Source organism: Ancylomarina sp. 16SWW S1-10-2, from assembly GCF_009669305.1.
Classification (GTDB): Bacteria; Bacteroidota; Bacteroidia; order Bacteroidales; family Marinifilaceae; genus Ancylomarina.
On the sequence record NZ_SADB01000006.1, the window covers coordinates 17,448 to 33,374 of the forward strand.

At 31.5% G+C, this 15,927-nt stretch carries 15 protein-coding genes; 9 read left to right on the top strand and 6 right to left on the bottom strand.

Annotated features, from left to right (window positions below; all coding sequences use genetic code 11):
* Nucleotides 1–352 precede the first annotated feature (352 nt).
* From EMN46_RS06105 to EMN46_RS06125, 5 genes are read right to left on the bottom strand one after another with little or no spacing between them, the layout of a single operon-like run.
* Nucleotides 353–1,699 (bottom strand): FAD-dependent oxidoreductase, encoded by a 1,347-nt coding sequence (locus EMN46_RS06105; protein ID WP_154199817.1) that lies wholly within the window; start codon nt 1,697–1,699, stop codon nt 353–355.
* 25 nt (nt 1,700–1,724) lie between these two features.
* Nucleotides 1,725–2,087 carry a CoA-binding protein gene (locus tag EMN46_RS06110; RefSeq protein WP_154199819.1) on the bottom strand — a complete coding sequence of 121 codons (363 nt, stop codon included), beginning with the start codon at nt 2,085–2,087 and terminating at the stop codon, nt 1,725–1,727.
* A gap of 12 nt (nt 2,088–2,099) precedes the next feature.
* Nucleotides 2,100–3,320, bottom strand: a complete 1,221-nt coding sequence (locus tag EMN46_RS06115) for an MFS transporter (protein WP_154199821.1) — start codon at nt 3,318–3,320, stop codon at nt 2,100–2,102.
* Between the two features lie 6 nt (nt 3,321–3,326).
* A complete protein-coding gene (locus EMN46_RS06120) occupies nt 3,327–3,770 on the bottom strand; it encodes a NifB/NifX family molybdenum-iron cluster-binding protein (RefSeq protein ID WP_195715196.1) in 444 nt (147 codons plus the stop codon).
* The gene (locus EMN46_RS06125; RefSeq protein WP_154199825.1) at nt 3,763–4,113 is read right to left on the bottom strand and encodes a hypothetical protein; all 351 of its coding nucleotides are present in this window, start codon (nt 4,111–4,113) and stop codon (nt 3,763–3,765) included. The genes EMN46_RS06120 and EMN46_RS06125 overlap by 8 nt, the downstream gene beginning before the upstream one ends.
* Before the next feature lie 232 nt (nt 4,114–4,345).
* Here EMN46_RS06125 and EMN46_RS06130 point away from each other — a divergent pair, with 232 nt between their 5' ends.
* The 9 genes from EMN46_RS06130 (at nt 4,346) to EMN46_RS06170 (ending at nt 14,748) form a co-directional block, all read left to right on the top strand.
* Complete coding sequence (locus EMN46_RS06130) at nt 4,346–5,020, top strand: Crp/Fnr family transcriptional regulator (RefSeq protein WP_154199827.1); 675 nt, start codon at nt 4,346–4,348, stop codon at nt 5,018–5,020.
* A 677-nt stretch (nt 5,021–5,697) separates the two neighbouring features.
* Nucleotides 5,698–6,255 carry a class I SAM-dependent methyltransferase gene (locus EMN46_RS06135; RefSeq protein WP_154199829.1) on the top strand — a complete coding sequence of 186 codons (558 nt, stop codon included), beginning with the start codon at nt 5,698–5,700 and terminating at the stop codon, nt 6,253–6,255.
* Between the two features lie 84 nt (nt 6,256–6,339).
* Entirely contained in the window at nt 6,340–6,924 is a 585-nt protein-coding gene (locus EMN46_RS06140) for a uracil-DNA glycosylase (protein ID WP_154199831.1), read from the top strand.
* A 54-nt stretch (nt 6,925–6,978) separates the two neighbouring features.
* On the top strand, nt 6,979–8,070 hold the full coding sequence (locus EMN46_RS06145) for an ATP-NAD kinase family protein (protein WP_154199833.1): 1,092 nt from the start codon (nt 6,979–6,981) through the stop codon (nt 8,068–8,070).
* On the top strand, nt 8,067–9,044 hold the full coding sequence (locus EMN46_RS06150; RefSeq protein ID WP_154199835.1) for a histidinol-phosphate transaminase: 978 nt from the start codon (nt 8,067–8,069) through the stop codon (nt 9,042–9,044). The genes EMN46_RS06145 and EMN46_RS06150 overlap by 4 nt, the downstream gene beginning before the upstream one ends.
* A gap of 1,239 nt (nt 9,045–10,283) precedes the next feature.
* A complete protein-coding gene (locus EMN46_RS06155) occupies nt 10,284–11,279 on the top strand; it encodes an aldo/keto reductase (protein ID WP_154199837.1) in 996 nt (331 codons plus the stop codon).
* A gap of 742 nt (nt 11,280–12,021) precedes the next feature.
* Complete coding sequence (gene gpmA, locus EMN46_RS06160; protein ID WP_154199839.1) at nt 12,022–12,768, top strand: 2,3-diphosphoglycerate-dependent phosphoglycerate mutase; 747 nt, start codon at nt 12,022–12,024, stop codon at nt 12,766–12,768.
* A gap of 431 nt (nt 12,769–13,199) precedes the next feature.
* Complete coding sequence (locus tag EMN46_RS06165; RefSeq protein WP_154199841.1) at nt 13,200–13,793, top strand: uracil-DNA glycosylase; 594 nt, start codon at nt 13,200–13,202, stop codon at nt 13,791–13,793.
* 100 nt (nt 13,794–13,893) lie between these two features.
* Nucleotides 13,894–14,748: a DUF89 domain-containing protein gene (locus EMN46_RS06170; protein ID WP_154199843.1), complete on the top strand. Its 855-nt coding sequence runs from the start codon at nt 13,894–13,896 to the stop codon at nt 14,746–14,748.
* A gap of 196 nt (nt 14,749–14,944) precedes the next feature.
* Here EMN46_RS06170 and EMN46_RS06175 read toward each other — a convergent pair whose 3' ends face one another.
* Nucleotides 14,945–15,838 (bottom strand): phosphatidylserine decarboxylase, encoded by an 894-nt coding sequence (locus EMN46_RS06175; protein ID WP_154199845.1) that lies wholly within the window; start codon nt 15,836–15,838, stop codon nt 14,945–14,947.
* Between the last annotated feature and the right edge of the window lie 89 nt (nt 15,839–15,927).

Here is a 15,927-nt window from a genome sequence, read left to right on the forward strand (position 1 = left end):
ATTCAACATGGGCAAAAGTGAATCGCAATTAGTTAGACACAACTTATAGCGTTCCTTTGCTCTTCAGATCAAAGAACTTTTCATTAAAGCCTGTTATAGATTGAAAATTAGATTTAATCAGCGTCTAACATTAGCTTGGGTCTTCTTTTTGGATAAATTAAACGTCGCTCATTGTATATTATTTCTTAGGCGCAAAAAAAGCAGTAAGGTCATGCCTCACTGCTTCTTCATATTTTTTTTATAATTCTGTCTTTATATTAAGACCTTACTAGCAAATCTATAAAAGACGTAATAGATCAGCATAAAACTAGTATTCATTATATTGATTATTACGAATACCAATTAGTTTATTTTATTTATTCATTTTTTGCATAGCACTCATTGCAGCCATTACAATAGGGTAATTACCTGGACCTGCTGTAAGTGTAGGTTGTGTCCCGTATTGCATAATTGCCAACTCAGAAGCTGTCATATTCTTCTGAATAGCTAAACCTAGTATATTTATCATTTCGCCCGTTGAATGTCCTCCAATAATTTGAGCACCTAGAATAATACCACTTCCTTTTGAGAAAATTAATTTAACGATCTGTTTCGATGTGTTTGGTAATAGAGCTGGATGATGATTGACTCCCACATTTTGACCTATAATAATATGAAAACTTTCAGCATTAGCTTGCATTTCGGTTAATCCTGCTGCTCCCATCGATATATCACCTAATGAAGTTGAAAAAATAGCGATACTACCTTTTGTTTGTCTAATGACATTAAGATTATATAAATTCATTCCGGCAATGCGCGCTTCCGAAGCTCCTGTTGAAGCAAGCATTAACCTCGATTGTTTTTGAGTAAAGAAATCTTTATGCTCAACACAATCCCCCACTGCAGATATATCTTTTATGCTAGTTCTTAGGTATTCATCAGTAACAATTCCTCCATAAATCCCAATATTCAAACCACAATCTTTAGCCAAAGCTATATTGGGTCTATAACCAATAGCAAGAATCACCCTATCGGCTTTAATGACTTCGCCACTTTTTAATTTCACACCTGAGACATTACCATTTTCACCTAATATTTTATCGACCATTGTGTTGGTGTGAATATCAACGCCATGATTTGTCAACACTTCAGAAACAGGAGTAATCATATCTTTATCAAAAGCCAAAGGTAAAATTGAATCCATTGCTTCGATTAATGTTACTTTCCCATCCAGTTTTGATAGTTCATCACCCATCTCAACACCAATAAAACCAGCTCCGATAATAACAATATCTTTCCCTTTTTCTAATATTGGCTGAATTGATTTAATGTATTCCAATTCTTTTCGAATTGTTACTACACCATCTAAGTCAGCACCTTCAATAGTTGGAACAAATGGCGTAGAACCAGTAGCTACAATCAACTTTTCATAGTAAACCTCACTACTGTTTTTTAAAGTCAAACATTTTTTATCACTATCAATCTTGGTTACCTCGTCGATAAGAAAATCGACTCCCATTTTCTTAGCAGGTTCTATGCTTTTAATATTATCCTCAACACGTTTAAGCGTCCCAAAAGTATAAGGTATACCACAAGGAATAAGAGACTCTGGCTCTTTTCTTATAACTAATACTGATTTATCCTTATTGAGCATTTTGGCCGACAAAGCAGCAGTTCCACCAGCAGGATTACCTCCAATAATAACAATATCGTAATTCATTTTTATTGTGTATTTAAGTTTACTATTAATATGCGTTTGTAGATAATAATACCAGCGTACATGCTTCTTCTGTAGCTATTCCATTTTTTTCTAATCGTTTTGCAAAGTCAGCATTTTCTGTACCTGGGTTAAAAAGTACTCTTCGAGGTTTTAAGGATATGATATAATCGCAATACCCTGTTTGATTTTTTGCTGATACATACATCGTTACCGTATCAACATCAGTATAAGCCTTTTGTTCTTTAGTAATCTCACGATCGAACAAAACTCCAGGTCTATTACCAATCATGTAAATTTCATGTTTGTGTGCCAATAACTTTTCAGCAGCTTTATAAGAATAGCGTTCAGGATTTATGCTTGCCCCAATTATTAATGTTTTTTTACTCATCGTTTTATAATTTTAATTTTTACAGCGAAGTTTATGTATAAAGAAGAAAGAAGTGGATACAATTAGAATAAACAAAATATAGAAAAATGGATAACCTAATTTACTGATTACACTACCAGATATTAATGGAAAAATGGTTGGGATGATATTCCCTGCTCCAACTAATCCTGTATATAGGGCACGATTTTCGTTCCCCGATATTTCAAGTAACACACCATTTAATGTTATCATATAAAGTGAAACAGCGAAACCGCCTAAAATGAACACCCATTTTAACCAAGCAGCATTCGGAATAAAAAGAATCATCACAGCAAGTGTAATTGAAATGATAGCATTGATATATAATAGCGAATTATACTTGAGTTTTTTGCTATAAACCAATACAATAAGACTCATTGATACGACGCCTATAACTTTAAAAAGCAAAAACAATCCAGTGTCTGAAGCTTGTGTGTGAAATGTTTCTTTAGCATAAAGCATTACAAAAGGAATAAATGAAATAATAATGCCTTGAGTATTAATAAATCCGAGAAAATAAATTAATTTTTTATTGCTCTTTAGTTCATGTATCATGTTGTGAACAAAATTCTTTAATCCTGAGATTTTTGTCCCCGATGGTTCTGTTTCTTTAATGTTCCAAAATCCAAATGAAGCAAACAACAATGCAGCACCTCCAATTAAAAACATAATGGAATAGTTCTGTGGAAAAGAAGAGCTAGACAAAACTTGTTTTGCAAGGAATGCTGTCGATAATATAATAACTCCCCCAACAATTTGCCGAGTAGAAAAGAATGATTTCCGTTTAACTTTTGATATCGATTTACCTAATATATCGATATAACTAATATTGGTAAAAGCACCACTAAATGAGAATATTGAAATTAATAGAAACAGAATCCAGAGTATAGAAACATTACTATTAGTGGCAAATAGGTATAATATAAGTGCTAAAGCAAATAGTGAAATAATTCGTAAATTAATTCCTGCTAATAAATACCTTTTTTTGAATGGAACATTGCTTAATACAGGAGCAAAAAATAATTGTGTAAAACTAGAACCTCCCATCATTATAGCAGCCATAATACCCACATGAAATGAATTACCTCCGGCTTCAATAACCATAGCGGGAATTACTGTATCAACGTCCATGAAATTTTGGGCAAAAGCCAAAAAAACAGCATGCCATAAAAAGGATTTGAAATTGTGTTTTGATATGTTTTCGGCTATTGGCATTCTCTATTATTTCTTCTTAGTAATTATGGTTTTTAATATCCCTTTTCTGATTGAAAATAATTTAAAATCATTTAGGTTATTTTGCAGCTCATCTTCAATCCAAACAATATGATTACTCAGAATCTTAAGCACTTCGTCGCTTGTTTCTTTGTCGATAACTACGAGTATAAAAAATTGATTAACCATTTTTATATTAAGCCCAAACTGCTTTGATACGAGTACTTGTATGTTGTTTTTTTGTAATAATTCAATGATTGACTTTCCTTTCTTTTGGGAACCGTGTTCTTGTGCTTCGTCAAAGGATTTGAAGATGTTAATTAATTCATCTTGTAATAACATCTCACTTCCATTCCATTCAAAAACTAAAAATTTATCGGCATCACCAAAATGACGCGATTCAAATGTATTTGAATGATTTACTGCAAATGCAAATTTTATATTCTTATTCATTGTCATCTATTATTTCTGAAATAATTGTATCATCAGAGTAAAGCTTTCCATCAATATAATCGTTAATAATATTATTTGGATAATCGATTCTAACTCCTATAAATAGATTCATCTTATGTGTTTGAAACATTTTAAGAATTAACTTATCTATTTTATACATTATAACATCAGTTACACCTTCACTTGCTAACCAATTGGGCAATTCTGTTTTTAACTTAAAAGGGACCTCAAGTCTGTTTTTTTCAGTAAACCTTTCATCGATTTCAAAAATTTCGAAATGATTACAGTTTCCAAAATATTCACTAAGTTTGCCTCTCTCAATTGGTATTGCAATTCGTTTCATTTTATGAATTTGTTTATCGACACAAAGTTATTTTGAAACCTGTGTATAGACAAAACAATGCCATTGGACTAATACTTGATTTAGGTTATCTTTTTATAGTAAAAATCTTATAAAATAATAATTTTACTTTAATTGGATGTAGTTGAAAGAAGAGCACACAACTTTATTTTTCAATTCAACACAAACATTACAAGCACTTTACATCACACTTTAAAAATGTATTTCAGAACGCATGGAATCAAATAATATTGAAAACATTTCTGGTTGTTTTAGTCATTTACCTCAAGAAGATATTGATTTTTTAAACGAGAATAAAATACAAGTTTCATATCTAAAGGGCGAAACGATCTTTAAACAGGGTGCATTTGCACCTCATGTGCTATTTGTAAACAAAGGTTTAGCCTTAGTGTACTTGCAAGTTGGAAAATCGAAACAGATAAACATCAACATTGCTCGCCAAGGCGACTACATGGCATTTTCATCAGTATTCAATAAAAAAACCTATCAATATTCTGCAGTTGCACTTAGCGATTCAACTTTTTGTATGATAGAAAAAGAGGCATTGAAAAAAGTCACTATGAGAAATGCAGATTTTGCAATGAAGATGACTGCTAAAAATAATTTGAATGAAAGCAGATATATCGATATTATAAAGAATTTATCGTACAAACAGATGAGAGGTAAATTGGCCTCTGCCATTTTATATTTATCCTCTGAAGAATTTCAAAATGAGAATATTTTTCAGTTTTTATCTCGACAAAACATTGCCGATTTTGCTTCTATAACGGTTGAAAGTACAGTGAAGTTTTTAAAAGAATTTGAAAATGATGAATTAATAAGTCTGGCAGGTAAAGAAATAATTATTAAGAATCAGCAGGGTTTAAAAGATTTAGATTTACGAGGGTAATACAACTGTAGAATACAACATACAATTAATTAAGCTTCCACTATATTATACTCAGCTAAGAGCCCACTCACACTATAAAAATTCGTAAAATCAGCAGAATCAACCTGTCGTAATTAACAATACTTCTTACCCTAAAAAGGATAGATTTTATTTAAACCTGTTCTACATCATCTTCAGCTTAACGCAAGCCATAAACAACATAATCCTTTCCGTTCTCTTAGCTATGCAGGTAATTTCCAAATAAAGAGCATCGCATCCCTTAAGCGACTTCGTGTCTATATAAAACAAGATTCACGATTTCACAAGTCCTAGACTACTTGTTATTTAAAACTGTTGCCATTTGCCTAATCCCCTATTTTATCATAGTCTCCACTTCATTCCGACATAATACATAAAGCTCTTAGTCCTAAATACTTTTCATCTACAAAACTTAACATTATAAAAGAACTTTATTAAATTTACCATTCAAAGAACATACAAGCTGCCATAAAAACATTGGGATTCGTAGTTATTAAAAATTGTTATGTTAAGATACAAAATTACACTCCCCAACGATTTCAGACAACTAGCACTAAGGGTAAACATATCCAATTATGGTAGATATCCAAAAATGGAATAAATAAACCTTTTGAACGTAATTTTTTTATAAGCATTAATAGGGAAACAGGAGATATATAATGGAAATATCAACGCATGAAACATTGTGGTTACAAAGTGAAGAAGCAAAAATGCTCAAAGATTTAGGCGTGAAAAATAGTGATTATGTAATTGATTTTGGTTGTGGAGAAGGTCGATATACAATACCCTTATCTAAGATTGTTGGAAAAGATGGTCATGTTTATGCAGTTGAACAAGATGAAAATACAATGGCTATTCTTCAAAAACGACTTCCCTTATTTTCGAATACAAATACTGTTAGTTTTCTAAATATAAACAACTTAGAAACAAGCAATACAATACCTGATAAAAGCATTGATTCTATTTTTGTTTTTGATGTCTTACAATATATAAAAGATTGGGATTTACTTTTCTCATATTTCTTTCGTGTATTAAAACCAGAAGGAATCATATGTATTTATCCGGCTGCAATTCCCCATCCTGGTGGTGTTGACATAAAACTTGCCTTCTCAAAACTGGACGAAATTGGGTTTCAATTTATAAAATCAACTAAGTTTCGAATGATGCATAATGTAGATATGGTTGAAGATACTGTTTATAGTTTTTGTTTAAAATAAAGAATAAGACAAATTTGTTACATTAATAAAACCTACCACAATATAAGATTGGGAAGTGTACCAAAACAAGTTAAATTATTTATAATGAATGATTTTGAAACATTAAAACAAGAAGTATTAGTCTGTGAAAAATGTCCATTAAGCCAAACAAGAAACAATGTTGTATTTGGTAATGGCAACCCTAATGCTGAAATAATGCTAATAGCAGAAGGACCCGGATATTATGAAGATAAAAGCGGAATCGTATTTCAAGGAAAATCTGGTGAACTATTAGATAAAATACTGACTGCAAGTGGTTTCAGCCGAGATGAGCATATTTTCATTAGTAATATTGTGAAATGTAGACCTCCCGATAACAGACAACCCAATGACACTGAAAAAGCAGCATGTCTCCCCTATTTATATCAACAAATTGAACTCGTAAACCCCAAAATTATTATCCTTTTAGGTGCAACAGCCTTAAAAGAACTAATTGACCCAAACGCCAGAATTACTCAAATAAGAGGACAATGGATTGATTGGAAAGACAGATTAGTCATGCCTACCTATCACCCTTCAGCTTTACTTCGGAATCCAACCCTTAAACGCCCTGTTTGGGAAGATTTTAAGAATGTCGTTGCAAAATATCGTGAGTTGGTTAATCCTGAGCATTATTCAGCTCACTGCTAATTCAGTACACTATAAACATCTAAGCATAAACAAATTGGCATTAAAATTATCAATATGAAATCTATCGGTTTAATAGTAAATCCCATAGCAGGAATGGGAGGCAGTGTTGGTTTAAAAGGCACTGATGGTAAAACATATAAAAAGGCGATTGAACTAGGCGCACAACCAACAACTCCTGAAAGAATCAAAAAAACACTTGCCTTAGTTAATAGAAAAGATCTCTATTTCATTACTGCACCTGGCAAAATGGGTGAGGATTACATTAAAAAGTTCGATTTTAAATATGAAGTTATATCTAAAATTGAAGCAGAAACAAATGCTGATGATACGAAAAGAATTATTCGGGAAATGCTTGTAAAAGGTATAGACCTTTTAATTTTCGTTGGTGGTGATGGAACTGCAAGAGATGTTTACGATGTTTTGGGATTAACAATTCCTGTTGTGGGAATCCCTTCGGGAGTCAAAATGTTTAGTCCGGTATTTGCGCTTTCAACATTTGCTGCTGCAGAAATTATCAATAATAAAACAGACGAACTAATCGAAAAAGAAGTTCTTGATATTGACGAAGAAGCCTTTAGAAATGGAAAATTGGCAGCTAAATTGTATGGATACCTCAAAGTGCCGAAAAACCCAAGTCTCTTACAAGGTAAAAAAGAACCTTCTAATATAACTAAACCCGAAAAAATCAGCAAAGAAGAAATATCACAATATATATTTGAAAATATTGAGACAGATACGCTGTATATTCTAGGTCCTGGAACAACTTTAAAAACAATTGCTGATAAAATAGGTGTGGAAAAAAGTTTGTTGGGTATAGATGCCGTTTTTAACAAAAAATTAATTGGAAAAGACTTGAATGAAAAAGGCTTACTTGAATTAATTAAAAAATACAAAAAGAATAAAATCATCCTGACACCAATTGGAGGAAATGGCTTTATTTTAGGTAGAGCAAGCAAGCAATTTACCCCAGAGGTTATAAAACTAATTGGGAAAGAAAATTTAATTGTTGTTGCAACAGAAGATAAAATAAGCAGATTAGAATGTCTTAGAGTTGATACTGGAGACGTTAAAGTAGATGAAGGTTTAAAAGGACATTGCAAAGTAATTACCGGATATAAATCAGAAACATTAATTGATGTAAAATGACAATCAATCTACAAAAAAATGAAAATCCTTATCCTCTATCCGAAAATATTAAAGAGGCTGCAATAAAGGGATTAGAAAAGGCAAATAGATATTCTGAGCCGAAAGATATCATGGAATTAAAAGAACTCTTGGGGCAATACAATAATGTCCCCACTGAGCGAATTGTCCTAAGTCATGGTTCAAATTTGTTGTTACGAGAAATCATTAATATTTTCTCAAAAGACAGGAAAATAATCAGAATAAACCCCTCATTTTTTCCCGTAACTCAATACGCCTTAAAACAAGCAACTAGAATAACAAAGATTCAAATCTCTCCGCCAAATTTTGATTTAGATCCTGAACTTTTATTAAACGAATTGAGTGAACCTTCACTGATAATTATTGATAATCCCAATAATCCTACTGGTAAAATTCTGATTAACGAGGACACTGCCGAAAAGGTCCTTAAAAATAAAGATGTTCTATTAGTCGTAGACGAAGCATATTACGAATTTTCAGGGCAAACCTTCGCAAGTATGCTTGAAAAATATCCTAGGCTTGCAATAGCAAGAACCATGGACAAAGCTTTTTCTTTGGCTGGACTCAGAATGGGGTATTTGCTAATGGGTGATTATTTTAAAGAACATTTCTCCGACTTCCCAGTTAATCTTTCTACTCCAACACTGTTTGCTGCTATTGAATCATTAAACACCCCTGAATACATGACAGCAAATGTGGCTAAAATACTGGCTGAAAAAATAAGAATAGAAAAGGAACTCTTAAAAATAGGAATTCAGGTATTCCCTGGAAAAGCTAATTTTATTTTGATAAAAACGAACACCCCCGGATTTGGCAAAAAACTAAAAGATGAAGGGCTTAATATCTGCAATCTGGCAGATGATTGGATAAATGGATATTATCGAATTTCGATTGGTATTCAAGAAGAAAATAATAAGCTATTATCAATAATTAAAACAATAGGTAAGGATGTCTAAGACAGCATTAAATTAGACAGCTAATTTTTTTACACTTACATCAAAAAATTAGCTAACATACTTTTACAGCATTTAATCATTATTAGTTTTGTAATTATCATCGAGTAACATACAGAATATATAAAGGTTAAAGCAAAAGAGCCGTGACAAAGGGAAACGCAATAAAACAAATAACATCTTAATTCAAATACCCGAATTCTAGAAATAACTCTAGCTTCTTTAATTTACTTACATAATTGACGTATTCTCAACCAATAATATTTTTCACTTTCTCAATACTTGCACTTAAACCTTGTTAAAGTTGTAAAAAACAATAATGGGTTAGACAGTTTCTTCGACTAAAATTATTTGTAATAAATTCTACAATTATCATCACACTTTATTATATGTCCTAAAAATAGAATCAAGAACTGCCGACTAATTATATTTTTAAAATTTACCCATCAATTATTGGGGAAACATATTTATTTTTTAAGATACAATTTGAAATTTCGAAACGAAATAAACTGGTCGACCAATATCTAGAGATTAAAATCTTTAATCTACTTAGATAGTAAAGTGAAATTTAAATTATTAGAAGTCAAACTCACCAACTCGCACAAACATCTATAATACTGGATTTTAAACGCAAGATGCAACAAATTTATAGGTGATTTAATTTTGGATTAAAAATATTTTAACAGAAAAAATCTTGTTCTTTCATGAAATAGATTTACTTTTGGAGTACCAATAGCCAATTAATCAGATATTGAAATGGCAAAAAGTAATATATGCACAATAAACGATCTCTATTTAAATCTATAGAAATAGAGAAGCTAGTTCGTATTATTATCATGCGAATTTGTGACTATAAATTCTTCTGGACAATTGAAAACTGGTATAAATTACCATCTAATCGAAGACTGTCACAACGCATAGTATTAGAACGAACACATGTTCGTAAGATCATAAAAAACATATATTTTTCGACATTTTGAAGAAACATCTCATAATAGAGCCGTGTTTCAGGCATTGGTATTACAGTGATTGAGGGTTCAATATTAAACATCCTTAAAATTAAAAAACGGACTTTGATAATTATGTAGTCGCACGAATAATGGCGTAAAAGAAACAAAAAAACACCCCCTATTCGTAGAACAAATGAAGACCTAATATGGTAGAAAAAACACTTAATGTATATCATTAAATAAAATGCTAATAATACAAATTAGATATTAAAATTTATAAATATTTACACATATGAAATACAGAAAATTAGGAAACACAGATCTTAACCTTTCAGCCGTTACATTTGGTTCATTTGCCATTGGTGGTTGGTTTTGGGGAGGCACAGAACAAAAATCTGCTGTAGAAGCGATAAAAGCCGCTTATGACTTAGGCGTAACCTCTATTGATACTGCCCCAATATATGGACAAGGCGTAAGTGAAAAAATTGTTGGAGAAGCAATTAAAGATATTCCTCGCGATAAAATACAAATTCTCAACAAATTCGGAATGCGTTGGGATTTAGCAAAAGGCACTTTGGTTTTTCAAAGCCAAGATAACAATGGAAAAGCTATCGATATTTACAAATATGCTGGTAGAGAAAGTATCATAGCAGAGTGTGAAGCTAGTTTGAAACGTTTGGGAACCGATTATATTGATCTTTACCAACTACACTGGCCAGATGTTACCACTCCTATTGAAGAAACAATGGATGCGGTTAACCAACTGATCAAAGAAGGAAAAATTCGTTATGCAGGTGTTTGCAATTTTAATGAAGAACAGTTTGCTGAGGCCGAGAAATACATGAGTCTAGCATCTAACCAGGTTTCCTACAGCATGGCATCACGCGGTATCGAAGAAAAAGTAGTACCATATTGTCTTGAAAACGGAAAAGGAATTCTAGCTTACAGTCCACTTGAAAAAGGTTTATTAACCGGGAAAATGAAACCAGGTCATAAATTTGCTGAAGGCGATCAACGTGCTATAAGACCATTTTTTACAGACGAAAACCTTCGACGCACCAATGTATTTATGGAAAAGATTAAACCTATTGCCGATGCAAAAGGATTAACCCTAGCACAACTGGTTATTTTATGGACAATAGAACAACCTGGTATTACCATTGCTTTAGTTGGAGCAAGAAATGCAGAACAAGCCATTCAAAATGCTAAAGCCTTGGACGCAAGTTTGACAACAGAAGAAATTGGAATAATCAATAATCATTTGAACCAATTGTCTTTAGTACAATAATCACCTAACTGACAATACCTTAATCGGACGAATAGTTAAACCTATTCATCCGATTAAAGTTTTGTCCAATTTTGGGAATACTATATCTCAAATTTTATAAAAAAAACAAATTTTTAAATAGAGTGTCGCATATATGGCGTTTTCATTTAAAACTCATGAAAATGATCCATAAAACATTTTTGTACCCCATCGTGATTAGCATTTATTAAGAGGCATTAATATCTTATTACAAATATTATAATGATAACTACAGATTGCCTTGAAGTATTTACAATAAATGCCATGTTTCCTCACAAGACAACACCACCTAAACAATTGACTAATAAGTGAATTACTACATATTAAAATCTTGATATTAGTTTATTCTCTATGTTTCTTACAAACATCATTATAAAAAGTTTATGTAGATACTTGTAACCATACGAGCAATAATCTTTTAAGAATCCTATTGAAATTTAAGTATCCTTATCCCCTAATCTCTTTGTTTTATTACATGTTGCTATCTTAATTAGCCACATTCCAAAATCAAAACATATCTTATTTTTGTTAGTTTTTTTGCACAAGAAAGCATTCCTTTTAGTAACTTAATGTCAAGTTCAAAATCAAAAAATGGATAGAGATAATTTCTTTGCTTTCAGAATCAAAAAGAACTTATTTATCCGAAAATTTAAGAACACGATTTATGGACTTATTATGAAAATATGAATCTTACTATTAGATTTTAACTTTAAAAGATATAAAGATGAAATTAGTTTTATTAAGACACGGAGAAAGTCAATGGAATAAAGAAAATCGGTTTACTGGATGGACGGATGTTGATTTAACAAAAAATGGAATTCAAGAAGCAAAAAATGCAGGTCAATTACTAAAAAAAGAGGGATATACCTTTGATGTAGCTTATACTTCAGTATTAAAAAGAGCAATTCACACCCTATGGAATGTGTTAGATGAGATGGATTTAGCATGGATCCCAGTATATCGCTCCTGGAAGTTAAATGAAAAAAGTTACGGAAGCTTACAAGGTTTAAACAAAGCAGAAACAGTCGAAAAATATGGCGAAGAACAAGTTTTAAGATGGCGTAGAAGTTACGATGTAAGACCTCCTGAATTGGACATTGAAGACAACAGGCATCCAGCCAATGAAACTAAATACAACGAAATTAAGAAGGAATTATTACCAGCAACAGAATGCTTAAAAGACACAATAGAACGTTTTTTACCCTATTGGACAAACACTATAGAACCAGATATTCATAAGAACAAAAAAGTATTAATTGTTGCACATGGAAATAGTTTGAGAGCTTTAGTTAAATATTTAGATAATTTATCAAACGACGAGATATTAAAAGTAAATATTCCTACGGGTATTCCTTTAGTTTATGATCTAAATGATGATTTTAAAGTTGTCGCCAAATATTATCTTGGCAATGAAGATGAGATTAATAAAGCGATGAACTCAGTAGCAAATCAGGGGAAAGCTCCTAAATAAAATAATTAAACTAAATCGTTTTTCTTATGAATCTGTAAAGTCATTCTCTGACGACTTTTAACAGGTAAACACATAAGTAAATCGCTTAAAAATACGCTACACAAATCACTTTTTTGCTGTGCTGGATATAACGAAATACACACTGTTATATCCGACACAGCATAAGTTAGTGAGCATAATATCTCAACAAAACAGTATAACTACCCCATGGATGACTGAAAAAAAAACACAGCTATTTTTACAATTACCCACCAAGTTTTTAATCCTACTATGTTCACAATAATCAACAAAATCACCTAAAATAGATTATTTTTGCATCACAAATCAACTTGAATGGGTTCAGATGGGAAAAAGACTATGCAACAAATAAGTACATAAATATTTATAAAATTTTCCTAGAATTACAGAACATTTCAATTACCCCTTAAATTATGGGACAAATTAATTTATCAGAAAAACAGATTTTATTAAACACTATTAATTCTCAAATCAAAACTTGTGAAAACTGCAAATTATCACTTACAAGGCAACATGCACTTACTGGCGAAGGAAATATAAATGCACGCATCATGTTTATTGCTCTTTCTCCAGGAACTAAAGAAGATACTGCGAATAAAATGTTTATTGGTCCTTCGGGTAAGGTTTTTAATAGACTACTACAAGCAGCCCAAATTGAGAGAGAGTCCGTTTTTATGACTAATTTGATAAAATGTACATTACCTAAGAACCGTAAGCCAAAACAAAAGGAAATTGAATCGTGTAGTTATATTTTAGATGAAGAAATTAAAATTATTAAACCTGAAATAATAGTTCCATTGGGCTATTATGCAAGTCGATCAATATTAACTAAATATAAGGCTAACGCTTCAGAATTAGGAATGAGTTTTAAAGATATAAACGGACAACTATTATTTTTAAATGGAATGAAAATATTCCCAATTACACATCCTTCTGCATTATTATACAACCCGTCTTTTGAACCCCAAACCATAGAGTATTATGTTAAACTAAAATCGTTATTATAAAACATATCAAGTGATAAGAATTAAACACTTTGATAAGCCTTATATCCTATTTACAAAGGATAAAGAGTGAAATGTATTGAATTTAAAAACCAAAAGACCAATGAAAATTTATCTTGATTGTATTCCTTGTTTTATGCAACAGGCTTTGCGTGCAGGGCGAATGGCTACTTCTGATGAAAAAAAATTAAAGCAGATTCTAGATGAAACTGGAGATATGATAAAAAATATATCACCTCAAGCCACTCCTGCTGAAACAGGAATGATAGTCTATAAAATTGTAAAAGATATTACCGGTAATAATGATCCTTACAAGGATATCAAAAAACAACACCTTAAAGAAACAAAATCTATTTATCCTGAATTAGAAAAAATAGTTGCAGAATCTGATGATAAACTTCTCACTGCTATAAAAATAGCTATTGCAGGCAATATTATTGATTTAGGTGTCAACAAATCTTTTAACATTGTAGAAGATGTAAAGCACATTCTAAAACAAGATTTTGCAATTTTTGACTACAATGCTTTTAAAAAGCAACTTGAAAAAACAACAAACATACTTTATATTGGTGATAATGTTGGAGAATCGATATTTGATAAAATACTTATTAAAGAATTAAAAAAGCCCGTAAAATATGCAGTGCGTTCAATTCCCATAATAAATGATGTAACTATAGAAGATGCTATTGCTTCAGGATTAGATGAAGTTGCAGAATTAATTGACTCGGGTTGCAAATCTCCAGGTGTTATTCTTAACCAAAGCTCGGCCGAATTTCTTAAGCTTTTCAATAAATCAGAGTTTATAATAAGTAAAGGACAAGGAAATTTCGAAGGCCTATCAGATTGCAACAAACAAGTTTTTTTCTTGTTAAAAGCAAAATGCCCAGTTATCTCAAATCATCTTGAAGTAAAAGAAGGTTCTATCATTCTTAAAGAACATTTACCAAATATAGATTAACCTTCGTGAAAAAGATAAAGATATTGATAACTATCTAGATAATAGATGACAACAAAATCAAATGTAATGGGGAGTTCAGTGGATGATTTAACTGTAACTCTTCGTTACAAAACCATCAGATATACAATTTGGTTAAAAATAGTACCCCATCGCAATTAAGAAACAGTTATAAGAGTTTCACAATTAAACTACCAAATTAATCACTCAATTTACTAGCAATATTTTCTCCTACAAATACAGACGTTTCGTAACCTTTACGCGTATTCTTAAGAAGATCGGCAGCCATTTGAATTTTCCCTTTTTCGAAAAACAAAACTAAAGTAGAACCTCCAAAAGCAAAATAACCTTTCTCCTCTCCTTTCTCGACTTCAGAATTAACCTTATAAGTTTGAATAATACTTCCCACCATTGTTGCACCAATCTCTGACATAAGAATATCTCCATATTCTTTAGTCTCTAACGTACTATAGGCTCTATAATTCTGACAAAAAATCTCCACACTCTTTTTTATTGCTATAGGAGAGATCGAAAAATAACGTCCCTTTATATCTTTCGATTTAGAAATACGACCAGTTGCTGGAAAATGAAAACGATGATAATCGGTAGGTGCCAAACGAATAATAAGTACGGATCCATCAGCGTATTTATCCACAAGAGCATCATTCTTCAAAAAAGATTTCACGGTAAATTCTGAACCTTTTACATAAAAAGAGGAAACATCAGCAAGGGACTGAAAAGCAAGCGCCTTACCATCAGCAGGCGAGACAATTCCATTAGCCATGGGTCTTTTTTCTGCTTGTATTTTTCTAAAGAAAAAATCGTTAAAATTACGAAATGCCTTACTATCAGTTATCTTGCAATCAGATATATCAACTTGATATTGAGCAATAAACTTATCAATCTTCTTTTTAGAAAGACGACTGCTCATATACCAACCACCAAGCATACTCAACATTTTCCTTTTAACAAGGATATGCAGTGTAGCTTTACCCAAAGGAGAATTATAGAGCCATCTTAACATTCCTTCACTGGGAACAAGCTCGTTAATTAAACTACCACTCTTTCTTTCTATATATTGTATGGATCCCATAAATCTTATTTAATTACAAAAATAAGAAATTTCAAAAAACATCAAGGCTTCTTTTCCTTTTTCTAACAATCTTATACTGATATTCCCTA

Excerpts from the sequence above, each read along its gene's own strand:
- EMN46_RS06105 (WP_154199817.1), bottom strand. The coding sequence starts at position 1,699 with ATGAATTACGATATTGTTATTATTGGAGGTAATCCTGCTGGTGGAACT.
- EMN46_RS06110 (WP_154199819.1), bottom strand. The coding sequence starts at position 2,087 with ATGAGTAAAAAAACATTAATAATTGGGGCAAGCATAAATCCTGAACGC.
- EMN46_RS06115 (WP_154199821.1), bottom strand. The coding sequence starts at position 3,320 with ATGCCAATAGCCGAAAACATATCAAAACACAATTTCAAATCCTTTTTA.
- EMN46_RS06120 (WP_195715196.1), bottom strand. The coding sequence starts at position 3,770 with ATGAATAAGAATATAAAATTTGCATTTGCAGTAAATCATTCAAATACA.
- EMN46_RS06125 (WP_154199825.1), bottom strand. The coding sequence starts at position 4,113 with ATGAAACGAATTGCAATACCAATTGAGAGAGGCAAACTTAGTGAATAT.
- EMN46_RS06130 (WP_154199827.1), top strand. The coding sequence starts at position 4,346 with ATGGAATCAAATAATATTGAAAACATTTCTGGTTGTTTTAGTCATTTA.
- EMN46_RS06135 (WP_154199829.1), top strand. The coding sequence starts at position 5,698 with ATGGAAATATCAACGCATGAAACATTGTGGTTACAAAGTGAAGAAGCA.
- EMN46_RS06140 (WP_154199831.1), top strand. The coding sequence starts at position 6,340 with ATGAATGATTTTGAAACATTAAAACAAGAAGTATTAGTCTGTGAAAAA.
- EMN46_RS06145 (WP_154199833.1), top strand. The coding sequence starts at position 6,979 with ATGAAATCTATCGGTTTAATAGTAAATCCCATAGCAGGAATGGGAGGC.
- EMN46_RS06150 (WP_154199835.1), top strand. The coding sequence starts at position 8,067 with ATGACAATCAATCTACAAAAAAATGAAAATCCTTATCCTCTATCCGAA.
- EMN46_RS06155 (WP_154199837.1), top strand. The coding sequence starts at position 10,284 with ATGAAATACAGAAAATTAGGAAACACAGATCTTAACCTTTCAGCCGTT.
- gpmA (WP_154199839.1), top strand. The coding sequence starts at position 12,022 with ATGAAATTAGTTTTATTAAGACACGGAGAAAGTCAATGGAATAAAGAA.
- EMN46_RS06165 (WP_154199841.1), top strand. The coding sequence starts at position 13,200 with ATGGGACAAATTAATTTATCAGAAAAACAGATTTTATTAAACACTATT.
- EMN46_RS06170 (WP_154199843.1), top strand. The coding sequence starts at position 13,894 with ATGAAAATTTATCTTGATTGTATTCCTTGTTTTATGCAACAGGCTTTG.
- EMN46_RS06175 (WP_154199845.1), bottom strand. The coding sequence starts at position 15,838 with ATGGGATCCATACAATATATAGAAAGAAAGAGTGGTAGTTTAATTAAC.